General features: G+C 37.7%; 19 protein-coding genes and 2 pseudogenes. All 21 read right to left on the bottom strand.

What is annotated here, in order from left to right; all coding sequences use genetic code 11:
- Positions 1-102: 102 nt before the first annotated feature.
- On the bottom strand, positions 103-2,118 hold the full coding sequence (locus DXA05_RS01700) for a PBSX family phage terminase large subunit (RefSeq protein ID WP_128858686.1): 2,016 nt from the start codon (positions 2,116-2,118) through the stop codon (positions 103-105).
- 61 nt (positions 2,119-2,179) lie between these two features.
- Positions 2,180-2,725 carry a terminase small subunit gene (locus tag DXA05_RS01695; RefSeq protein ID WP_118313731.1) on the bottom strand — a complete coding sequence of 182 codons (546 nt, stop codon included), beginning with the start codon at positions 2,723-2,725 and terminating at the stop codon, positions 2,180-2,182.
- 1 nt (position 2,726) lies between these two features.
- Positions 2,727-3,290, bottom strand: a complete 564-nt coding sequence (locus DXA05_RS01690; protein WP_128858685.1) for a phosphoribosyltransferase — start codon at positions 3,288-3,290, stop codon at positions 2,727-2,729.
- Positions 3,259-4,050, bottom strand: a complete 792-nt coding sequence (locus tag DXA05_RS01685) for an SDR family oxidoreductase (RefSeq protein ID WP_128858710.1) — start codon at positions 4,048-4,050, stop codon at positions 3,259-3,261. The genes DXA05_RS01690 and DXA05_RS01685 overlap by 32 nt, the downstream gene beginning before the upstream one ends.
- Before the next feature lie 129 nt (positions 4,051-4,179).
- Positions 4,180-4,365, bottom strand: a complete 186-nt coding sequence (locus DXA05_RS01680; protein WP_128858684.1) for a hypothetical protein — start codon at positions 4,363-4,365, stop codon at positions 4,180-4,182.
- Between the two features lie 381 nt (positions 4,366-4,746).
- Positions 4,747-5,067 carry an ASCH domain-containing protein gene (locus DXA05_RS26870; protein WP_284515360.1) on the bottom strand — a complete coding sequence of 107 codons (321 nt, stop codon included), beginning with the start codon at positions 5,065-5,067 and terminating at the stop codon, positions 4,747-4,749.
- A 246-nt stretch (positions 5,068-5,313) separates the two neighbouring features.
- Entirely contained in the window at positions 5,314-6,306 is a 993-nt protein-coding gene (locus tag DXA05_RS01670; RefSeq protein ID WP_128858683.1) for an SAM-dependent DNA methyltransferase, read from the bottom strand.
- A complete protein-coding gene (locus DXA05_RS01665) occupies positions 6,263-7,369 on the bottom strand; it encodes a tyrosine-type recombinase/integrase (protein ID WP_077154465.1) in 1,107 nt (368 codons plus the stop codon). Before DXA05_RS01665 ends, DXA05_RS01670 begins: the two co-directional genes overlap by 44 nt.
- Before the next feature lie 16 nt (positions 7,370-7,385).
- Positions 7,386-7,994 carry a hypothetical protein gene (locus DXA05_RS01660; RefSeq protein WP_077154466.1) on the bottom strand — a complete coding sequence of 203 codons (609 nt, stop codon included), beginning with the start codon at positions 7,992-7,994 and terminating at the stop codon, positions 7,386-7,388.
- An 11-nt stretch (positions 7,995-8,005) separates the two neighbouring features.
- Positions 8,006-8,512 carry a hypothetical protein gene (locus DXA05_RS01655; protein WP_122138972.1) on the bottom strand — a complete coding sequence of 169 codons (507 nt, stop codon included), beginning with the start codon at positions 8,510-8,512 and terminating at the stop codon, positions 8,006-8,008.
- Positions 8,513-8,535: 23 nt separating this feature from the next.
- Complete coding sequence (locus DXA05_RS01650) at positions 8,536-8,781, bottom strand: hypothetical protein (RefSeq protein WP_004300227.1); 246 nt, start codon at positions 8,779-8,781, stop codon at positions 8,536-8,538.
- A gap of 88 nt (positions 8,782-8,869) precedes the next feature.
- A complete protein-coding gene (locus tag DXA05_RS01645; protein WP_128858682.1) occupies positions 8,870-9,592 on the bottom strand; it encodes a phosphoadenosine phosphosulfate reductase family protein in 723 nt (240 codons plus the stop codon).
- Positions 9,593-9,936: 344 nt separating this feature from the next.
- Positions 9,937-10,401 carry a hypothetical protein gene (locus DXA05_RS01635; protein ID WP_074911562.1) on the bottom strand — a complete coding sequence of 155 codons (465 nt, stop codon included), beginning with the start codon at positions 10,399-10,401 and terminating at the stop codon, positions 9,937-9,939.
- A gap of 25 nt (positions 10,402-10,426) precedes the next feature.
- Positions 10,427-11,077: a DUF3560 domain-containing protein gene (locus DXA05_RS01630; protein WP_074911564.1), complete on the bottom strand. Its 651-nt coding sequence runs from the start codon at positions 11,075-11,077 to the stop codon at positions 10,427-10,429.
- 48 nt (positions 11,078-11,125) lie between these two features.
- Positions 11,126-11,700 (bottom strand): annotated as a pseudogene (locus DXA05_RS01625) (hypothetical protein).
- 111 nt (positions 11,701-11,811) lie between these two features.
- Positions 11,812-12,564: a hypothetical protein gene (locus DXA05_RS01620; RefSeq protein ID WP_004300221.1), complete on the bottom strand. Its 753-nt coding sequence runs from the start codon at positions 12,562-12,564 to the stop codon at positions 11,812-11,814.
- A complete protein-coding gene (locus DXA05_RS01615) occupies positions 12,533-13,189 on the bottom strand; it encodes a ParB N-terminal domain-containing protein (RefSeq protein WP_074909859.1) in 657 nt (218 codons plus the stop codon). The genes DXA05_RS01620 and DXA05_RS01615 overlap by 32 nt, the downstream gene beginning before the upstream one ends.
- 60 nt (positions 13,190-13,249) lie before the next feature.
- Positions 13,250-13,543, bottom strand: coding sequence for a hypothetical protein (locus DXA05_RS01610; protein ID WP_004318818.1), 294 nt, complete (start codon positions 13,541-13,543; stop codon positions 13,250-13,252).
- A 109-nt stretch (positions 13,544-13,652) separates the two neighbouring features.
- Positions 13,653-14,090: a hypothetical protein gene (locus tag DXA05_RS01605; protein ID WP_004300218.1), complete on the bottom strand. Its 438-nt coding sequence runs from the start codon at positions 14,088-14,090 to the stop codon at positions 13,653-13,655.
- Positions 14,087-14,851, bottom strand: a complete 765-nt coding sequence (locus DXA05_RS01600) for an HNH endonuclease signature motif containing protein (protein ID WP_009039411.1) — start codon at positions 14,849-14,851, stop codon at positions 14,087-14,089. Before DXA05_RS01600 ends, DXA05_RS01605 begins: the two co-directional genes overlap by 4 nt.
- Positions 14,852-14,878: 27 nt before the next feature.
- Positions 14,879-16,596: pseudogene (locus DXA05_RS01595) on the bottom strand (ParB N-terminal domain-containing protein).
- Positions 16,597-16,687 lie beyond the last annotated feature (91 nt).

The following is a 16,687-nucleotide window of genomic DNA, read 5'->3' as shown; positions in this document are numbered from 1 at the left end:
AAGTAAAAAGAAAACCGTTTTCCAAAACACTAAAATCTTGAAATTACGAAAACATAATATCAACAATACAACATCCTTATTTTCAATCACATATAACGCAATTCAATTCAAACCTAATTTTACAACGAACTGTACTAGCCCACTCAAAACAGCACTGGCCTCTTTTGTTTCACTATCTTTATTATAGTCCATCAGATTATTCATGAAGGCAACATATTCCGTATCAGATTCTACTTTTGATGCAGAAAAAAGAATACTATTTTTCACATAATCAGATGTTGCAGCAATACGCTTATCTACATCCGGAAACTCTTTCATTACACGAATCTCCTTGTTTGTACTAGAACGGAGTTCCCGGATAAAAGGGAAATAAGCATCTGTACATTCAATTACACATGAATCAGATTCATGGGACAAAATAGAAGAACGTATATCTTCTGTTGAAGTAGTATCCATAAATACGACATCAACAACATGCCATTTATTTCCACATCTAAACGCTTGTATAAGGACAAATTTCCCATTAACATTCGGCATCACATATAGAATCTTCTTAGTGTATTTACATTCGGTATCTGGATTGAAGAAATTAACAGTGCCATTACAAGCATACAAGTTTCTTTTTCGCCGGTTACTAAACTCTATATACTGCTCACTACACAAATCCACAACGACATATCGGAACGTATCAGACAGGTGCCCGTGCTCCTCATAAGTCTGCAAGGTAGTTTTATTCTTGACCTTAGTTTTAAGAATGGCACCGTTAGCATCTTTCTGTACGCTCATGTAGTCCTCAATAGATACCGAACATGATTCGTCAATGTATATCTCTATACCGGGAACAGTACAATCAAAGATAGCATTGATAAACTCACCGGTCATGGCAACACTCGGATTCTTATTGCCTACCTTATCCTCAATCTCGAATCCTTCTTTCTGCAATGTATCTATGAATAAGTCCATCCAAGAACGTTTTTCATCATCAATGCTATTGGCCGCCTTTGTTGAGGCATCCCCGTGTAGGTAGACTTTATCACTATACCTGATATCTTTCAGATACTTGGCTACAAGTTTAGAGGACTTCTTTACTGTATTGTTAGGACTTTCCGCGCATGTCTCATGGAACTGCCAAACCTTGATACCGGTAGTGAAATCTACTTGCCAGTACGACACACTGATATATGGCAGTACGTTATTATCTACTGATAGATGAATAGGCAGGTCCGGGATATATTTATGTTCACCGGAATGTTTGCCACGATTGAAGGAACCGAAGAACTCACTACCGGTACGAATGACACCCCATTCTCCCAATGCGTACACATTATAATAATCCGGGTCGTGAACTCTATCATATTCAAAGTCGGCAACACATTGCTCATCATAAAAACCGTATGTGCCATCAGGACTACCAACTACCCAAAAATTATTCAGATAGGTAGATTGGATAATAACTGTATTAGGTGCCTGTTCCTCGATTTGCTTAGTACGAAGATTAAGTATTTGCCTGGGTGCATTCTTCTTTACGGATTTGACCTTGGTAAGTTCTTTCGGCAACTCTTTGCCGGCAATGGTAACCGTCATCGGTACATCATGCCATTTGTCTTTATCAATGAACTCTTTCTTTATCCAGTGGCTTTCACTGATCGGATTAAAGGTACAAATAATTTGCTGCCCTTTCTTACCACGCAAACGCTTACGTAGCTGCTTGAAATCCGGATGCTCGAACTCTGACCATTCCTCTAACTGAACACGCTTATAATTGGAGATACCTTTTATCTTTTCCGGATCGTCAAGACCGGAAAAATCTATCTTCGCACCATTAACCAGACACTTAATAGTATTCTGTTGGAACTTGAACAAATGGGATATGCCAAGACCGGCCGCAGCGACTTTATAATCTTCATAAATGGTTTTGAGAATAGAAGCTCCTACTTTACGCATGACAAGAGTGTTCTCACCATCCTGTAATGTCTGTATCAGTATTGTTTGTGCCACACTATACGACTTACCGGAAGATGAACCTCCATAGAGAATGATAAAACGGATAGTCTCATCATTCAAGTACTTCAATAGATAGAATCCGTTAGGATTTAGCTTCTTATAATTTATAACCATATTGTTCTAAAAGTAAGGTTTCTCCGTAGGGTGAATACTGGATTTTGCAGTTCAAATTGTTCTATTCTTCCGAATCCTCATTATCTTCAAATCCGATACGAAGTTCACCGACTTTATTTCCGTCTCCACCTTTGATGTTGACATTCTTATCGGCTTCCCATCCATTCCAGGCACCAAGAATCCGGGCGGCTTCTGTCTTGCCGTTGAACTCATAATTAACCACTCCTCTATTATTCTGAATCTTCTTCAACGCATTACGGGCACGCTTTGGAAGTTGGGACGGACTTCTCATCTTTGTTTTCCCGGTAACAGGGTCTACATAATGTAAATCATCGGGATCAGCGAGTACAATATCCATTAATACCTTCTCAACCGTTTTCCTCTCTACTTCAGTCTCTTTCGCCCTCTGTTGCTTAATCTCACTTATCCTTGCACTAACCTTGCTATTGGCTAACAATCTGCTAGCAGCACTCCAAATCGTTTCAGGTTTCATCTTTGACGCATCATAAGACATCCTATATGCTTCACTAGCATTACCTTCTGTATCAACGTAGTATTTACAGAATTTCTCTTGCTTGAATGTTAATGGTTTCTCTTGCTTTCCCATATCAATTGTTATTTATTCCTACGAGAAAAAGAAGCTGCTCTCTATCCTTTAAAAGCTCATAGGTGGCAAGCAGTGTGCTGCCAGTTGTTAATATGTCATCGTACACTATTATCTTCTTTTCCTTTATCGGACGAAGAAGAAAGAATTCCGGATTCAATCTATCTTTAGTTAGGCACTGAATTGCATTCTCATAGAATGGTATTTTCACCGCCCCAGCTATTTTCGTGCAGATAGAGGTTGCAAAATGAAAGCCCTCGTAGTGTCTCCGTCGCGGTGTGGTGACTATACACCATCCTTCATATCCCCCTACAATGAAGCGGTGGAGAAACTCACACGCTCTCTCTGCAAAGAATGATGCAAGTTCCTCCGACTGTTTAATTTCTGAAAAGCTGGTACCAGTCTTGGAACGGGTGAACTGAGAGATGTAATAGATATCACCCTTTTTATGAAGTGATACCTTTTCTTTCAGATCACATAACCGTTCCTGATGAGACCAGCTCTTACCTTTCACCGCTTCCGGCTTATCCCAGTCATCAATACGACATATCTTTCCCTTTCTTTTCATCAAAAATCTTCTTTACTCCATCCTCGACAGATGTATAAGACAAAGGTACTAAATAGATATCCCGGTTCACCGACTGCTCCAAATTGTCAAAAGCCCGTTTTTCATTAATTAGCTCAATTTCAAGCGGTTTGTAGTATTTTACTAAAGAAGCAAAATACATAGTAGTCACAGGTTGGACGTTACAAATATTGATAAGTTGCCGGTTACAACCCACCGAATAGATAAACCCCTCAATGACATCATCTATGTAAGTGAAGCACCGGATATTCTGACCACAGTTGTATAATGACACGTTTTCCTTTTCCATCAGGAACCAGAGAAGAGTTCTTTTTCGCGGATTAGGTCCATATACATTATGCAGCCGACACCCGGTCGCAGCCTTACAATAGATAGATGCATACTGTTCATCGAAATACTTGCTTATTCCATACATGGAAGTGGTATTCTCCGGATTCGCCGTTGACGAACTGGCGTATACTAACTTCACATGATACTGGTTACATGCATTAGCAACTCGCATGAAGGTATCAATATTATCTTTCCTGATTTGTTCCAGGTTTCCATTAAACACGCTGGTTTGTGCCGCCAAATGGAATACACAATCAATCCCCCCACTCTTCAGAAGCTCGCATACTTCCGTAGCTTCAGTACCACACTTTCGATCAAGTCCTATGACTTCAACACCTCTTTTTACTAATTCTCGGCAAAGGGCTTTACCTATAAATCCCTCACTACCGGTTACAATCATTTTTTTCATCATCACAAAAAAATAAGGGTGCATCTTGTTTAAAGACACACCCAAGTTCAACAAAAAGGCTGTTCCAAAATTAATTGAAACAGCCTATATACTTTACATGGCAAATATATTTCAGCCTACTTTTTAATTACTTCATTCGTTTGAACATAAATAAATTGATAATACAAACATACTTAAACCCACTAAAGAAAACATCAATAACAGATTTCCATTACTAGCCTTAACTCTTTCAAGCTCTTCTCTAGTAGCATGCAATCCTGCATATGCTCTGTTTCTTTGTCCTTTTAAAATTTCATTTCTTGTTTGTAATCTATTCATATTTTTTTTAATTAATAAATACATGAAAGCATTCAAAAGAACACATTCCCTGTCATTTTCCCGGGATGACACTGCAAAGATAATGTAAATCATCTATCAACAAAATTATTTCTAGGAAAATTTATCTCAGATTTTCGAAATATGAAAAACTCTCTATAAATCACCTAACTATATTCCATTCACTTTCCATAATCACGTGTTCACACTTATTGCACCTATGCAAATAAGTTGGAAAAGGGGCTGTTGTATAATCTTCAACTGCTATCTCTATGTTACCACATTCTGGACACTCAATACTTACGTCTTTGATACCGGGATAGTCCCAGAAAGATAGTTTCCCTTTTACATTTTCGATAGGTTCTTCATAAATAATAGGATTAGCTAACACCCAGTTATAAACTTTTTTTCGGCCCAGATAGAAGAATGATTCTGTACACAATCCACTATCTCAACGCTACCGATAATGGAGCCTGTACAAAAACTAAAATCTTTCCACTCTTTGTTTTCTGGTAATGCCAATAACTGCTCATTGGTAAGTATTGAATCATAGAAATTATCGTAATTCAAAGGTTTACCGCTTGAATGAATCAGTATCCTCTGTCCTAAGTATTTCTTAGGACACGGCCAAGCTCGATTTTCGATGTCTTTAATACCGTGGATTATCAAAGAGGCCCACGGCTGTTTTATTGTTATTGCTTTCATTGTTCCAAACTTTTTTTGTTGCTACTTGTTTAATTAAAAAATAGATTATATGAAACTAAATTACTACTTACGTTATTCTGCATATCATTATGCCTTAACATTACTTCATGTATGTCGGTGAGGGTTCACCCACATAAGGATAAAACAATTCCTCCAGGACAAATAAAGAAAGTAACAGGCAGTAAGTCTGCGAGATATTATACTCCGGGGCACAATAAGTAGAGTCGTTATTTTATTTGATTTGAATCACTTTTTTATTACAACTGCCATGGTGCTAACAGTCGTTCCACTTTCCTTGAATTCACCTGCTCCGATTTCAAAAACTTCTCCATGAACCTCTTCCAACCATTCCCGGAACTCAACACATTTCTTTTCAGATGCGAATTTCCAATGCTGGCTGGTAATAGCAGCAAGAGTTCCACCTTCTTCCAAGCGTTCATACATAAGTCTTACATGGTCAATATCCTGATTACCGGAAAATGGAGGATTAGCAATAATCTTAGTGTAATTTCCTACACTATCTTTAGTGAAATCCTCACCAAGCAATATTACGTTATCAAGTGTATGAAGGAACTCCCTGTTTTCCGGCATCAGTTCATAACATTCAACTATTACTGACGGGCATGACCGATGGACCGCTTTTATCAGAGCACCGCGTCCGGCACTTGGTTCAAGTACGGTATCTGTTTCGTGAATTCCACCGGCAAGCATTACCAACCAGTCTGCAATATCAGCAGGTGTTTCAAAGAACTGAAAGTCTTTTTGCAAATCGCATCGCTTACCTTCTTTCAAGATGGAGAACACACGTTCCGGATTAAAAGGAAATGTGAATCCCTGTATCTTACCTCCCTGCCATGAGCCGCCAGCTTCTTCTATCCATTTCTTTGCTTCAGCATAGGATTTCTTATTGAATTGTACTTTCGGAAGTTTAAGAACACTATCCTCAAGAGTACAATGCTTCAGTATCTCTTCCACATTCCATTTCTTACCTTCATCAGCCTGGCTCTTCCTTTCATCAACCGGAGCGTCCGGCGCTAACAGTGAGGATATTTTCGTAATAACCATATTACTCGCATCCATAAAAGTATTAACACAGGAAAGCGCTTCCATAAGAAATTCAGTATCAACATATCCGGCAGCGTCATAAACATCTATGCCTTCAGTCATATCCGACAATTCATTGAGCTGGGCTACACTACCACGTAACGTTTTTATTAAAGTCTCTTTGTTGTTCATCATAACTTTTTTGTAAATAAATTCTTGTTGTATCTACACTACCATGACCAAGAAGGTCTGCTAATTGAATTACATCTTTGGTTTTCTTCAGGAACATTTTAGCAAAGAAGTGCCGGAAGGCGTGAGCGTGCATTTTTTTCGAATCAATACCACAATGTTTACCCCATACTTTCAGATGCTGTGAAAGACCTCTTTGAGTCAACGGCCCGAATCTCCCAACAGCAAGAGTACCGGACTTGCCTGTCTCCTTTATATAGTCCTTCACTTCCCTCTGCAATTGCTTTTGGAAAAAGAAACGCCGATACTTGTTCCCTTTCCCTTTCAAAACAACTTCGCCGGCCGCTATATCCTCCCACGTGAATTGCTGAAACTCCGAGAGCCGAGCTCCTGTAGTACCCAATACCTTAATGAAGAAATAGTAATCCTTGTTGAGTTTTGTTTTCAGATACTCCAGTAACCTATTATATTCCTCTTCTGTCGGCACATTGTTTACATCCAACTTGCGTTTCATTCTAGGTCGTTTCAGTTCAATAGGTTTCTTCACCCATTTGGAGAACTTCTCAATGGCTGTAATACGTAATCGAATGGTAGCTGGAGAAAGTTTTTCCTCTTCAAGGCTTTTTATAAATCGTCTGCAATTATCCATATTTAGTTCATTGGCGTATTCAAAATATTTTCTCAACGAGGTATAATAGACATCAATTGTGTGAGAGGAATAATCATTGTTATCAGTCAACCATATTATAAAATCATTAAGCAGTTTCTTATTCTTCTCTGAAATAACCTCAAGTTTCTCCAAAGGCTTTACAGCCTTTTCCCGTCGGCCATATCCGATTTTAAGATAAGACAATAAATCACAAACAGCCTCACACATAAACGAATGGCGCACCATAGCATCAGCATTTTTATGTTTATATTTATAATAACCATGACGATTGATTTCTTCGGAATTTTCAAGAAAATCAGTCACATATTTGATGTATTTCCCGATGCTATCATAGCTCCTACCCGTCGTATACAGGTAGGATATGTAATCTACCAATATTTGTTTTCGTTTATCATCCATTTTTTTGATTTGAGAGTTAATACTTCATCCCGTGCATCTTTTCACGGAGTTCGTTATACTTCATTTTCTGCTCGATGTGCCAAAGCAGGTTTATATCTAAGTGCTTGGCAAGCCCGAAGATAGATAGTATCATATCATTCACGGCTGTAGGAAAATCAAATATTCCGTCATACCTAACAGGAAGTGTAGAGATGGAATAGATTGATTCGGTAAAAGTTTCGCCTTTACAGGCTTCTGCCATATCTTCAATACAGTCATCAATATCTCCATTGGCAAGTTCAAGGTTTATTCCTCGAAGTCCTGCAAGATCAAGCAAGCGGATAACAGCATCAGCTAATTCTTCTTCGATTGAACCTTTAATGGTTTCGTTATATGCAACTTCGTAACCGCGCTCTTTGGGAATGTCAGAATCCAATCCTTGACAAATGCGGCTGTTAGCAATCTTCTTATTATACCGATCAACATTAGCACGCCTTCCTTTTCTATCTGCTTCCACAGCTTCCATCAGTTCAGAAATCACAAGGCAAAGAAAATGATTGTTACTTAGCTCTTGATCGTGAAACCCATGTTCACAAGCTGTTTTATATGCTTTGTCTCTTAATTCATTTAAATTCATTTTACTCATCCTTGTAATGCTTAAATATATCTATCCAATTCCTTTTCTAATAATTCTCCATCTATTTCAGGAAACAGCCTCAGAACTAAATCCAAAGATTTACAATAATTGTTACTGTATTCTTCAGTATCCATTAATCGAAGTACCATAGAACAAAAGATACTTTTTGTGTCTCTTAATTCGCCTTTCATCAGCAACTTTGATAGTTCGATAATTTGACTAGCAGGATTATGAAATTTTCCGTTTATATATTGAAAAATTATTCTTCCTTCAAATTGGCATATTTCACAATCTAATTCACAATCAATGTACTCTATTTTACTATCTATGAATTCACAATAAACACATTCAGTATTAGAAGCAAATAAAATTGCAAAATCATAGATATCATCACTATTACCTACAATTATTGAAGTAGATTCAAGAGTTTCCGAAACACCATTATTCCACTTTGCATCTTCAATAAGTTCCCTCACATATTCTTGAACTCTTGTAATGTTCTGCTCTATTAAATCTTTTTTACTCATAATTTCAATTCAATTAAGTTCGATTATTTTTTTGCAATATTCTCCCAAAAAGCAACGCCTTCAGGAGTACCATTAAAAGGGAATGAGATAGCTAGAAATCGATGAAAACAGCAATCAACATCTAACAAATTGTTCACCCGCTCTTCATTTGTCATTGAGAAGTCAGGACACTCAATATTAAATGTATCATTTGCTCTTTCTGTGTTATATTTCCATTGATTGAAAATACCTAGTCTTTCTAATTTTTCTATTTTTTCATTCCTCTTCATGTTGATTGACTTTTAATGCTTTACGTCTATAAAGGTAATCGTTATTGACAAGTTTAGCAAACAGAAACTTCGCCATTTTAACGCCATTTTAATCAGTTTTTTTCTTCAACAATTCACGTCTAAATCTTTCCTCTAAATCAAAAATGGTTTCTCCACTATTACGACGATAGGGCCTATCGGTATTTAACTGAAGTTCTTTCAGCTTTTTCCAATACCATGGAAGATACAAATACATATTCTTCAACTCCTTCAAGTTCTTATTTCCACAACACCAGCAACTCACACGATCAAGTAGCTCATATAGCCTTACTCCATCCTCATGCCAAACAAAACCTTTTGTGTAACAATACTGGAGTGCATCTGCTTCAGTAATACCCCAATCACGAAGTGGTAAAACCCGATTAGGTCGATTTTCCTTTTCAAAGCGATGGGTCTCATCGGCAGCAATACCGACATAATCAATTCCGTCTTTTGTGTGAGCTTTCAATGCACGAAGTTTTTCACTCGTTCCCCACCGGCATGTTCCCCCACACCAACTATATCCCTTTTTATGAATAATATTGGTCCCTCTTTTCTTAACCGGCCTTTCAAACATTGTCCAAAGAAAAGGTTGCTCCGGATGCAGTTCGGTATATTTAATGCCAAGTTTTTTAAGAATTGGAAGAACAGCATCACGAGTGTTATAGATTGCCTGAAATTCCATACCTGTATCATAGAAAACGACTTCATCCAACTGATATCCTTTTTCTATTAGCATGAAAAGCATTGCCAAGGAATCCTTTCCAAAGCTGACTGAAGCATAATATTTCATACAAAAAATTTAATAGACAAATCACTTTTTCTTCTTTGCCCTCTGATTATTAATCTGTGACATACACATACGGCACCAGGAAGTCAACAAATGATATTCCTTACCTTTTCTCACCACTATACGATTGTAGAACCGGTTCAAGTAGAAGTAATTTCCGCAATGGGTACATCTTTTCATTTCACGTCCTGAATCATCTATAATCCGATTACGCGGCTTACGATGAATTAGAGTACAACTTTTACACTTCTCATCAGTTTCGCGGTGCCGCCGGCAATGTGATAAGGATTTTGCTCCACATTTAGCAAACACCTTACAATCTCTACGAGGTATTGATTGACACACATTCATGGCTTCCTTGCATTCAAGAATTTATTTACTACACGAGAAAGTACATCCTCATTCTCCGGCATCAGCCATTCTTTTGCAACGTTCCAAGCAATACTCATAGTAGGATTGAAGTTATCCTTCCTGACAGTGTGATGAGACAAACGTCCTTCAGTGGGCTTCAAACCCTTATCATGTAAGATACACAGTCCATTCTCGAAAAAAGCACAATACTCCTTACCAGCAACGGGCTGAATCATCGGAATAGCAATATTAATAACCCCTAAGAATATACCAGCAGCCCAGTTCGTCAGCGCTAACCTGTCGGCATAACCTGCATCAATAATTCGTTCAATATCATCAGGAGTACCTAAACATGGCGTATGACATTGTTGTTTACAAACACTGCATGAGCATTGTACAGGTACACGACCTGAAGCCCTCATTACCCTTTGTAATGAGATTTCTTTAGATAATTCTCTCATAGTAAATTATTTGAGATACTACAGATTAGTAAACATCGCCCCACAGTTTTATTGCAAGTTCGTATTTCTTTTGCAACTCATTCACTTCTTTTTTTGCATAAGTGAGAGTGTAAGAGTGGCTACGTGGATATTTGCCGGACTTCAATCCTTCATGATATTCTTTTGCTTGTTCCAACTTATGTTCGTAGAAATCTATACTTTCCGGCATGGACAAGTTTATCGTATTAGCCCTTTTTTCCCAATACTTCGCAACTCTTTCATGTTCGGCAGCCTTATCACTAAGCTCAACGCTTTTCCCCATGTTATTCCAGGCATCATCTATCATTTTGCGATGTCCTCGTTCGCTATGGTGTCCAACTTTGATAGGCTCACCCAAAGAAAGGAAATCACGATGCTTATTTGATTTCTGAAAATACTCATTACTTTTTTGTACAGCCGATGACGCCCATTCATGCCTGCGTTCCGCTCTTTGCTTAGCCCATTCTTGAACATTAAAGCCGTCAGCTCTAACGATGGAATAATAGTAAAACCCATCTTTTTCGAAGATTAGGTTAAATACTATACTTTCGTTCTCCTTACCATACTTGGTGGTAACTTCAATAGTTTCACCTTTTTCGTGCTTCTCATCACACTTTGCCAAAAATACATTTGGCGCAAATTTGTAATACGTGTTCATTTTTTTAATTAAATTGGTTTGACTTATATGAAATATGAGAAACCACAGCTACTTAGCCGTGGTTTCATCATTAAATAACTTTGGTTGACTGGGTTGAACCAAATCATCGAATAAACCAGGAACACGAGGTTGTAACGCCTTGTATTCTTCCTGAAAGAATTCTTCTTTGGTTCTCCCATGTTTTTTACCCTTTCGTGTATGTACATCGAAAGTGTAATCTGGGATAGGAATAGGGTAACGCCTGACATCATTTATCCACTTTTCTATATCAATATCCTTTCTATCATAGATGAAGTTTTGCAAATGATCCGCATCACGATTCTTTCTACATTCACAAAGGAGAATAACAGCTTTACTCACAAATATCCTCCCTTTGGGTTCAGTAGCAGTCTTGTTTACCAGCTCATGCCCCTGCCACAATGCTTCTATCTCTTTAGTAATGATTCCATAGCAATCTTCAGCACTAATGGTAAACAGACGCTCCACACATAGTCGCGGTACCCACTCGCCCAAAGTTCCAATGCAAAAAAGCCGGCTACCCCGGTGTCGGCTCGCCTAATGGCTTTCTGCATTGCAGAACTCACCTCAAAGAAATCATATCCGCAAACTGTTCTTATAATCATAATTCTAATTTAATGGTTTGACTTTTAGTTTATTACATCAGTAAAATTAGCTAAAAAAGGCGAATATGACAAACAGAATGGACGCCATTTAAACGCCTTTTTTACAGACTATTAGAATTTGAATTTGCATGATATATTATATTGAACGAGCTGCTTTGTTTTGTCTTTCCCATTAGTGGTTGCACTCTTTAGCAAAATACTATCACCAAAATTCTTTTTGATAAAGAGGATAGATTTACGTTCCTCTTCCTGATTCCTTATAGAAGCAAGCCCACCAGCGTTTACAAAAGTGTTCTTTTGCTCAAAATTATACCGCAAATCGGTTAAAACTTTACGTTCTTTGTACTTCATGTAACAAGAAATCCAAAAATCTTCCTTCAAACGTATTTCCTCATTCCACCAAGTGTTTTTGTTATAGATTACTCCATAACTGCAACCGGTTATCATTTTCGAAAGAGAAAGAAAAGCGGATTCATCATACATTACCGGCGATATCCGAGCGGTGAAGCCAAACAGATGTACATCCATCATACTGGCCATCTCAAATAATGACTGAATGATATTGGTTATCTTATCTTTATCCTTTATCCGGCTAGGTTCTCCTTTTTCCACATAAATAGGTTTGCAGGCATGGACATCATCATCAAGCATGAAAAGTTCTCCAAAATGCTTTGCCATCCAATTACGTTTCGGGATGAGGCCCATAACGTCGTCAGGATGAGTAACAATTTCACATTCCGGGTTAAATTGCTGATATAAGTCAGCTTGACTTTCAGCAACGCAAATGATAGGATCGTTCACCAACTTTTTAGCGAACACCCGGTCATGGCGTTTATGACTTGGTATTACTATCTTGCAGGGCATGGCGAACGTCTTTTATATCAATTACATTGGATTTACTTATTTTCCCGGTCTTGTACGACTTCATGTGCTGCATGTCCAGCCTTTCACGAAGCCAGTTGCTATCTACCTCATTACTTGAGGTGATGATAAACAACTCATGTTTTTCGTCATACTTTGGAATGAGAGGATAAATGGCTGTATCATCCGTGATGGCATCGAAGCGCTCTTTAAATTCATCCTCTTTCCTCTCCGGGGCAAATTCGATGCCCCAGTCTTGGAGTTCCGCCTTATTCCACTCGTTTTCCATAACGTCCAAATCATTCTCACCAAAATTGACATTATCTTTAGTGGCATATTCCCTCAACTTCTTAACGGGGGTATCAGGTGCCAGAATTTTACAAGGCAACTCTTTATAACCTAACTCCTTGCAAGCCCGCAAACGTAAATTACCACAAACAACAATATATCTGCCATCATTGTAGGGAAAAACTATAAGTTCTCGAAGCTCAAGCATCTCTGGCGAATCCTGAATGCTTTTCTTCATCGCTTCAAAGCGGTAATCACGAAAAAAACGTGGATTTTTCGGCAATCCCGTGAGCTGCCCCTTATTAAAATCAAGTAGGCAGACTTGAATAATCTCTGTCATAACTAACTATATTAAAATCAACAACACAAAATCAACAACACAAACAGTCAGTAACAACACCTAATCATTTTTTCTATCATCGAACTCTATCTTATCTTTGATAAGCTGTTCAATGTCCTCACAACCAAATCTTTTTAAATAGGCAACAAGGTAAATTATCATCTCGGCTGCCAATTCTTCATCTTCCGAATATTTAGGAAGATTATCACTCCTATATTTAGAAGCAATATCGAATTTTCTCCAAACGGCTTCAATTCTTATGCTAAACGCTTTTCTTGAGCTATGCTCATTCATCTTAAAGCGCTTCCTCATGATATTCAAGCATCTCTGGGCAAACCTATTCAATGTTATCATATCGATCGGGTTAAATTGTTAGACTATGAATAATCTCACACGATTCTATTAGGTTGGTCTCTGATGCGAAACCAATGAACATATTCTTTATCTATCAGCATACTATTATTTATTTTGAGGGGTCTGTTGTATCTAAATATTTCCTGTATTCCAATTCTGTTTTGGCAAGATTGATTACGGTATTAACCCCTTGGAAAACTTGTTTTGCTTGGCTCACTTTACTAGGATCTTCTTTCACATCCTTAATTTGTTGAAGAACCAAATTCCTCAAATCTTGTAAAATGGTAGGGTTCACTGTAGACACCTTATTCAACCGTTCATTTGCCAACACGACAACAGTATTTGTTATTGGCCGGAAACGGTTCAACTTGGAAGCCAAATCAAACATACTAAACACTAACACTTTGCCATTATTCAAGTATATCTCAACTTCGGTACCATCATCACCGGTACCGTCACAGTAATTGAGAATTACAACTTCTTCATTCTGATAAAGGAATGGTTTATTAACCATTTCTTTCAATCTATCTATTGCTCCATCAGTCATGATTCATTCTTTTTTGTTGCTTTATTAATTTGTCTATTCAAAGCTCCTTTTAGCTTGATTAGGTACTGAACATCTTCCGGATATCGGGCATACAAAGAATTCTCTTTTTTTAATTGTTCAGAACGACTAATCATGTAAAGGTTCTCAATGGAAACGTTTTGCCTGTTGCCATCTTTAAACTGAATATTATAACCAGGGGGGATTTCTCCATTATGCTCAATCCATACAAGCCGATGTTTAAGTTCAAAGACATTCGGTTCGGCAGTTTTCACTTCAATGTAACCGTCACGAGTTATGCGTTCATAACCGACTGGTTTATGATTTTTGGGGACATGTCCTTTCTTAAATCGAGTAGCTTTCGTTTTTGCTAATTGTTCCTCTGACATATATTCCGTTTGCTTACGTCCCTTGTTCATCGGTTGGTGGCCTTTGGGAAAGAAGCTTTTAGAAGCGCATTGAAATTTAAATTCTTTAGATTTAAAGAGCCGTAATTTAAATGCAACTCCATTTACAGCAGAATAAGTGGTACCTAATATCTGTGCTATTTCCTCATTAGTATGATTGGGATACAACTTTTTCAATTTATCAAGTCTCTCACTATTCCAAAACGAGATTCTCGGAGAGCGCCTAAGTTTTCGAATCAAGGCCTTTGTTTTAACAGCACTAAGTGTTTTATCAAGACGCCTAGCAAGTTCTTTTAAATCAGCAGTCGGGTACTCACTGTCAAGTATAGCAAGTTGTTCGCCAGTCCACGTTTTCATAAGTGCGTCAATAAAGAGAGGAAACCACTAGGCTTCCTCTGTGTTATCGTTATTTAGCTCTTTCAGTCTTTCTTTGAGCTTCTTTTCTTTCTTATCATATGAATCCGCAAGTTTCTTAGAGAGCGCTTTGAAATCATCCGGATATTGTTCTGCAAAAAGGATTTTCTGACACTTTTGCAAATAGGAGTAGAAATTCACATTATTCGATGATAAGCATTCAGCAATAAAGGCTCTATACCATTGGTGTCGGTCAGCTTGGTTGTTTTTAACATAATTTACAAAATCACTCTCACCATTCCATTTTTTCAAATTCAGTTTTTCAAGATAAGTACTGCTACAACCGCTAAGAACCAGCACATCAAAAACAAGTTGTTCATTTTCAGAGAATTCTTTTGTTCTCTGATAATATGTTTTCTCTTGCGCCCACTTACGCATTTCTTCAGCAGACTTCTCCTTGACTATATCCTTCGCTCTTTTTAATTGGGCGTTTATTTTTTCCCTTTCTATCTCTTTTAGATCGGCAACGGCGGAAGTAGAGGAAGCCGTTTCTTTTCTAACATAATAGAACTAACGTTAAATTCGGGAGAATAATGTCCAAAAAATGAAAGACAACGATAAACTTCTCCATCTTCAAGCATTTTCAAAGTGCGTTCATCATCTTCTGAATACCAGCACTTACATCTAAAGATTTCATCAGGATCAACTATTTCAAATCCAAGTTGTTTAACAGCTTCCAAAGTTTTTTCATAGAAAACCTTTCTATCTTCTCCCCAATATGTATCAGGACGTCTAGCGATAATTACTGTTTTTCCAAATGAAAGAGGTTCGCCAACTTTAACAAGATGTTCATATTCTAGTTGAATTTTCCGCGTCACATAAGCAATCTGTTTTTTCTCATAGCAAGCAGCATTGATACATCTAGCATCCTTACTATTCATTTCATAGAACAAACAACCATGATTACACGTATTATTCTCACATTGAGAACATGATTTAATATCAGTATTTTCCCAATTATCGGAATCATCTTTAATCCAAGGTGCGTTACCAAGCTCCATGAAAGAATTACTCACAAATTCTCGAATCATAGCAGTAGTACATTGTTCTTCCTCCTCCTCATGAAACTCTTTTTGAGTATCTTCATCCAATTTAGAAAGAATCATAGCACCGGACAATGGTATATCTCCATTTCTTACCCGCTCTTTTAGTTCAGGAATAAGAGAATTCAATTTAATACGGTCAAATACAAACCGGGTAGACTTTCCTATTTTAAGAGCGATATCTTCCAAAGTTCGTCCTTTTTCAGCCAACTGCGCAAAGGCAAAAGCTTCTTCGATGGGATCAACATCTTTTCTTTGAAGATTCTCGGTAATCATCGCTTCAAAAGCCTCATCATCTGTCATTTCTCTGACAATGCAGGATATTGTCTGAAATTTTTCCGACTTTTTTCGATGGGCTTTGATTTTTGCAACATTCGCTTCATCTTCCTTTGCTTTCAAAAGTGACACAGCCCGGAAACGACGCTCACCGCAAACAATTTCGTATGTGTAAGGTAATGGGGTAACATCTCCGGTTTCTAGGTTAGTCATCTCCTCGGATTTAGCAACTCTGACAGTGACAGGTTGCAATAAACCTTGCTTTTCAATGTTGCTTGCAAGCTCTTCAAGAGCTGCTTCATCAAAAGTCTTTCTCGGATTCAAAGGAGAAGGACTGATAAGGTCAATTCTAATGTTTTGTACTTCCATAATTTAATTATATTGGTTTGACTTTTAATTCATTACATCAGTAAAGTTATCGTAAAATGACAAGTTATGCAAACAGAAACTTCGCCATTTT

The organism is Bacteroides sp. AM54-2NS, assembly GCF_003602935.1.
GTDB lineage: Bacteria > Bacteroidota > Bacteroidia > Bacteroidales > Bacteroidaceae > Bacteroides > Bacteroides xylanisolvens.
The sequence above is the reverse complement of the archived record's forward strand: the minus strand, read 5'-3'. Positions and strand labels throughout refer to the sequence as shown.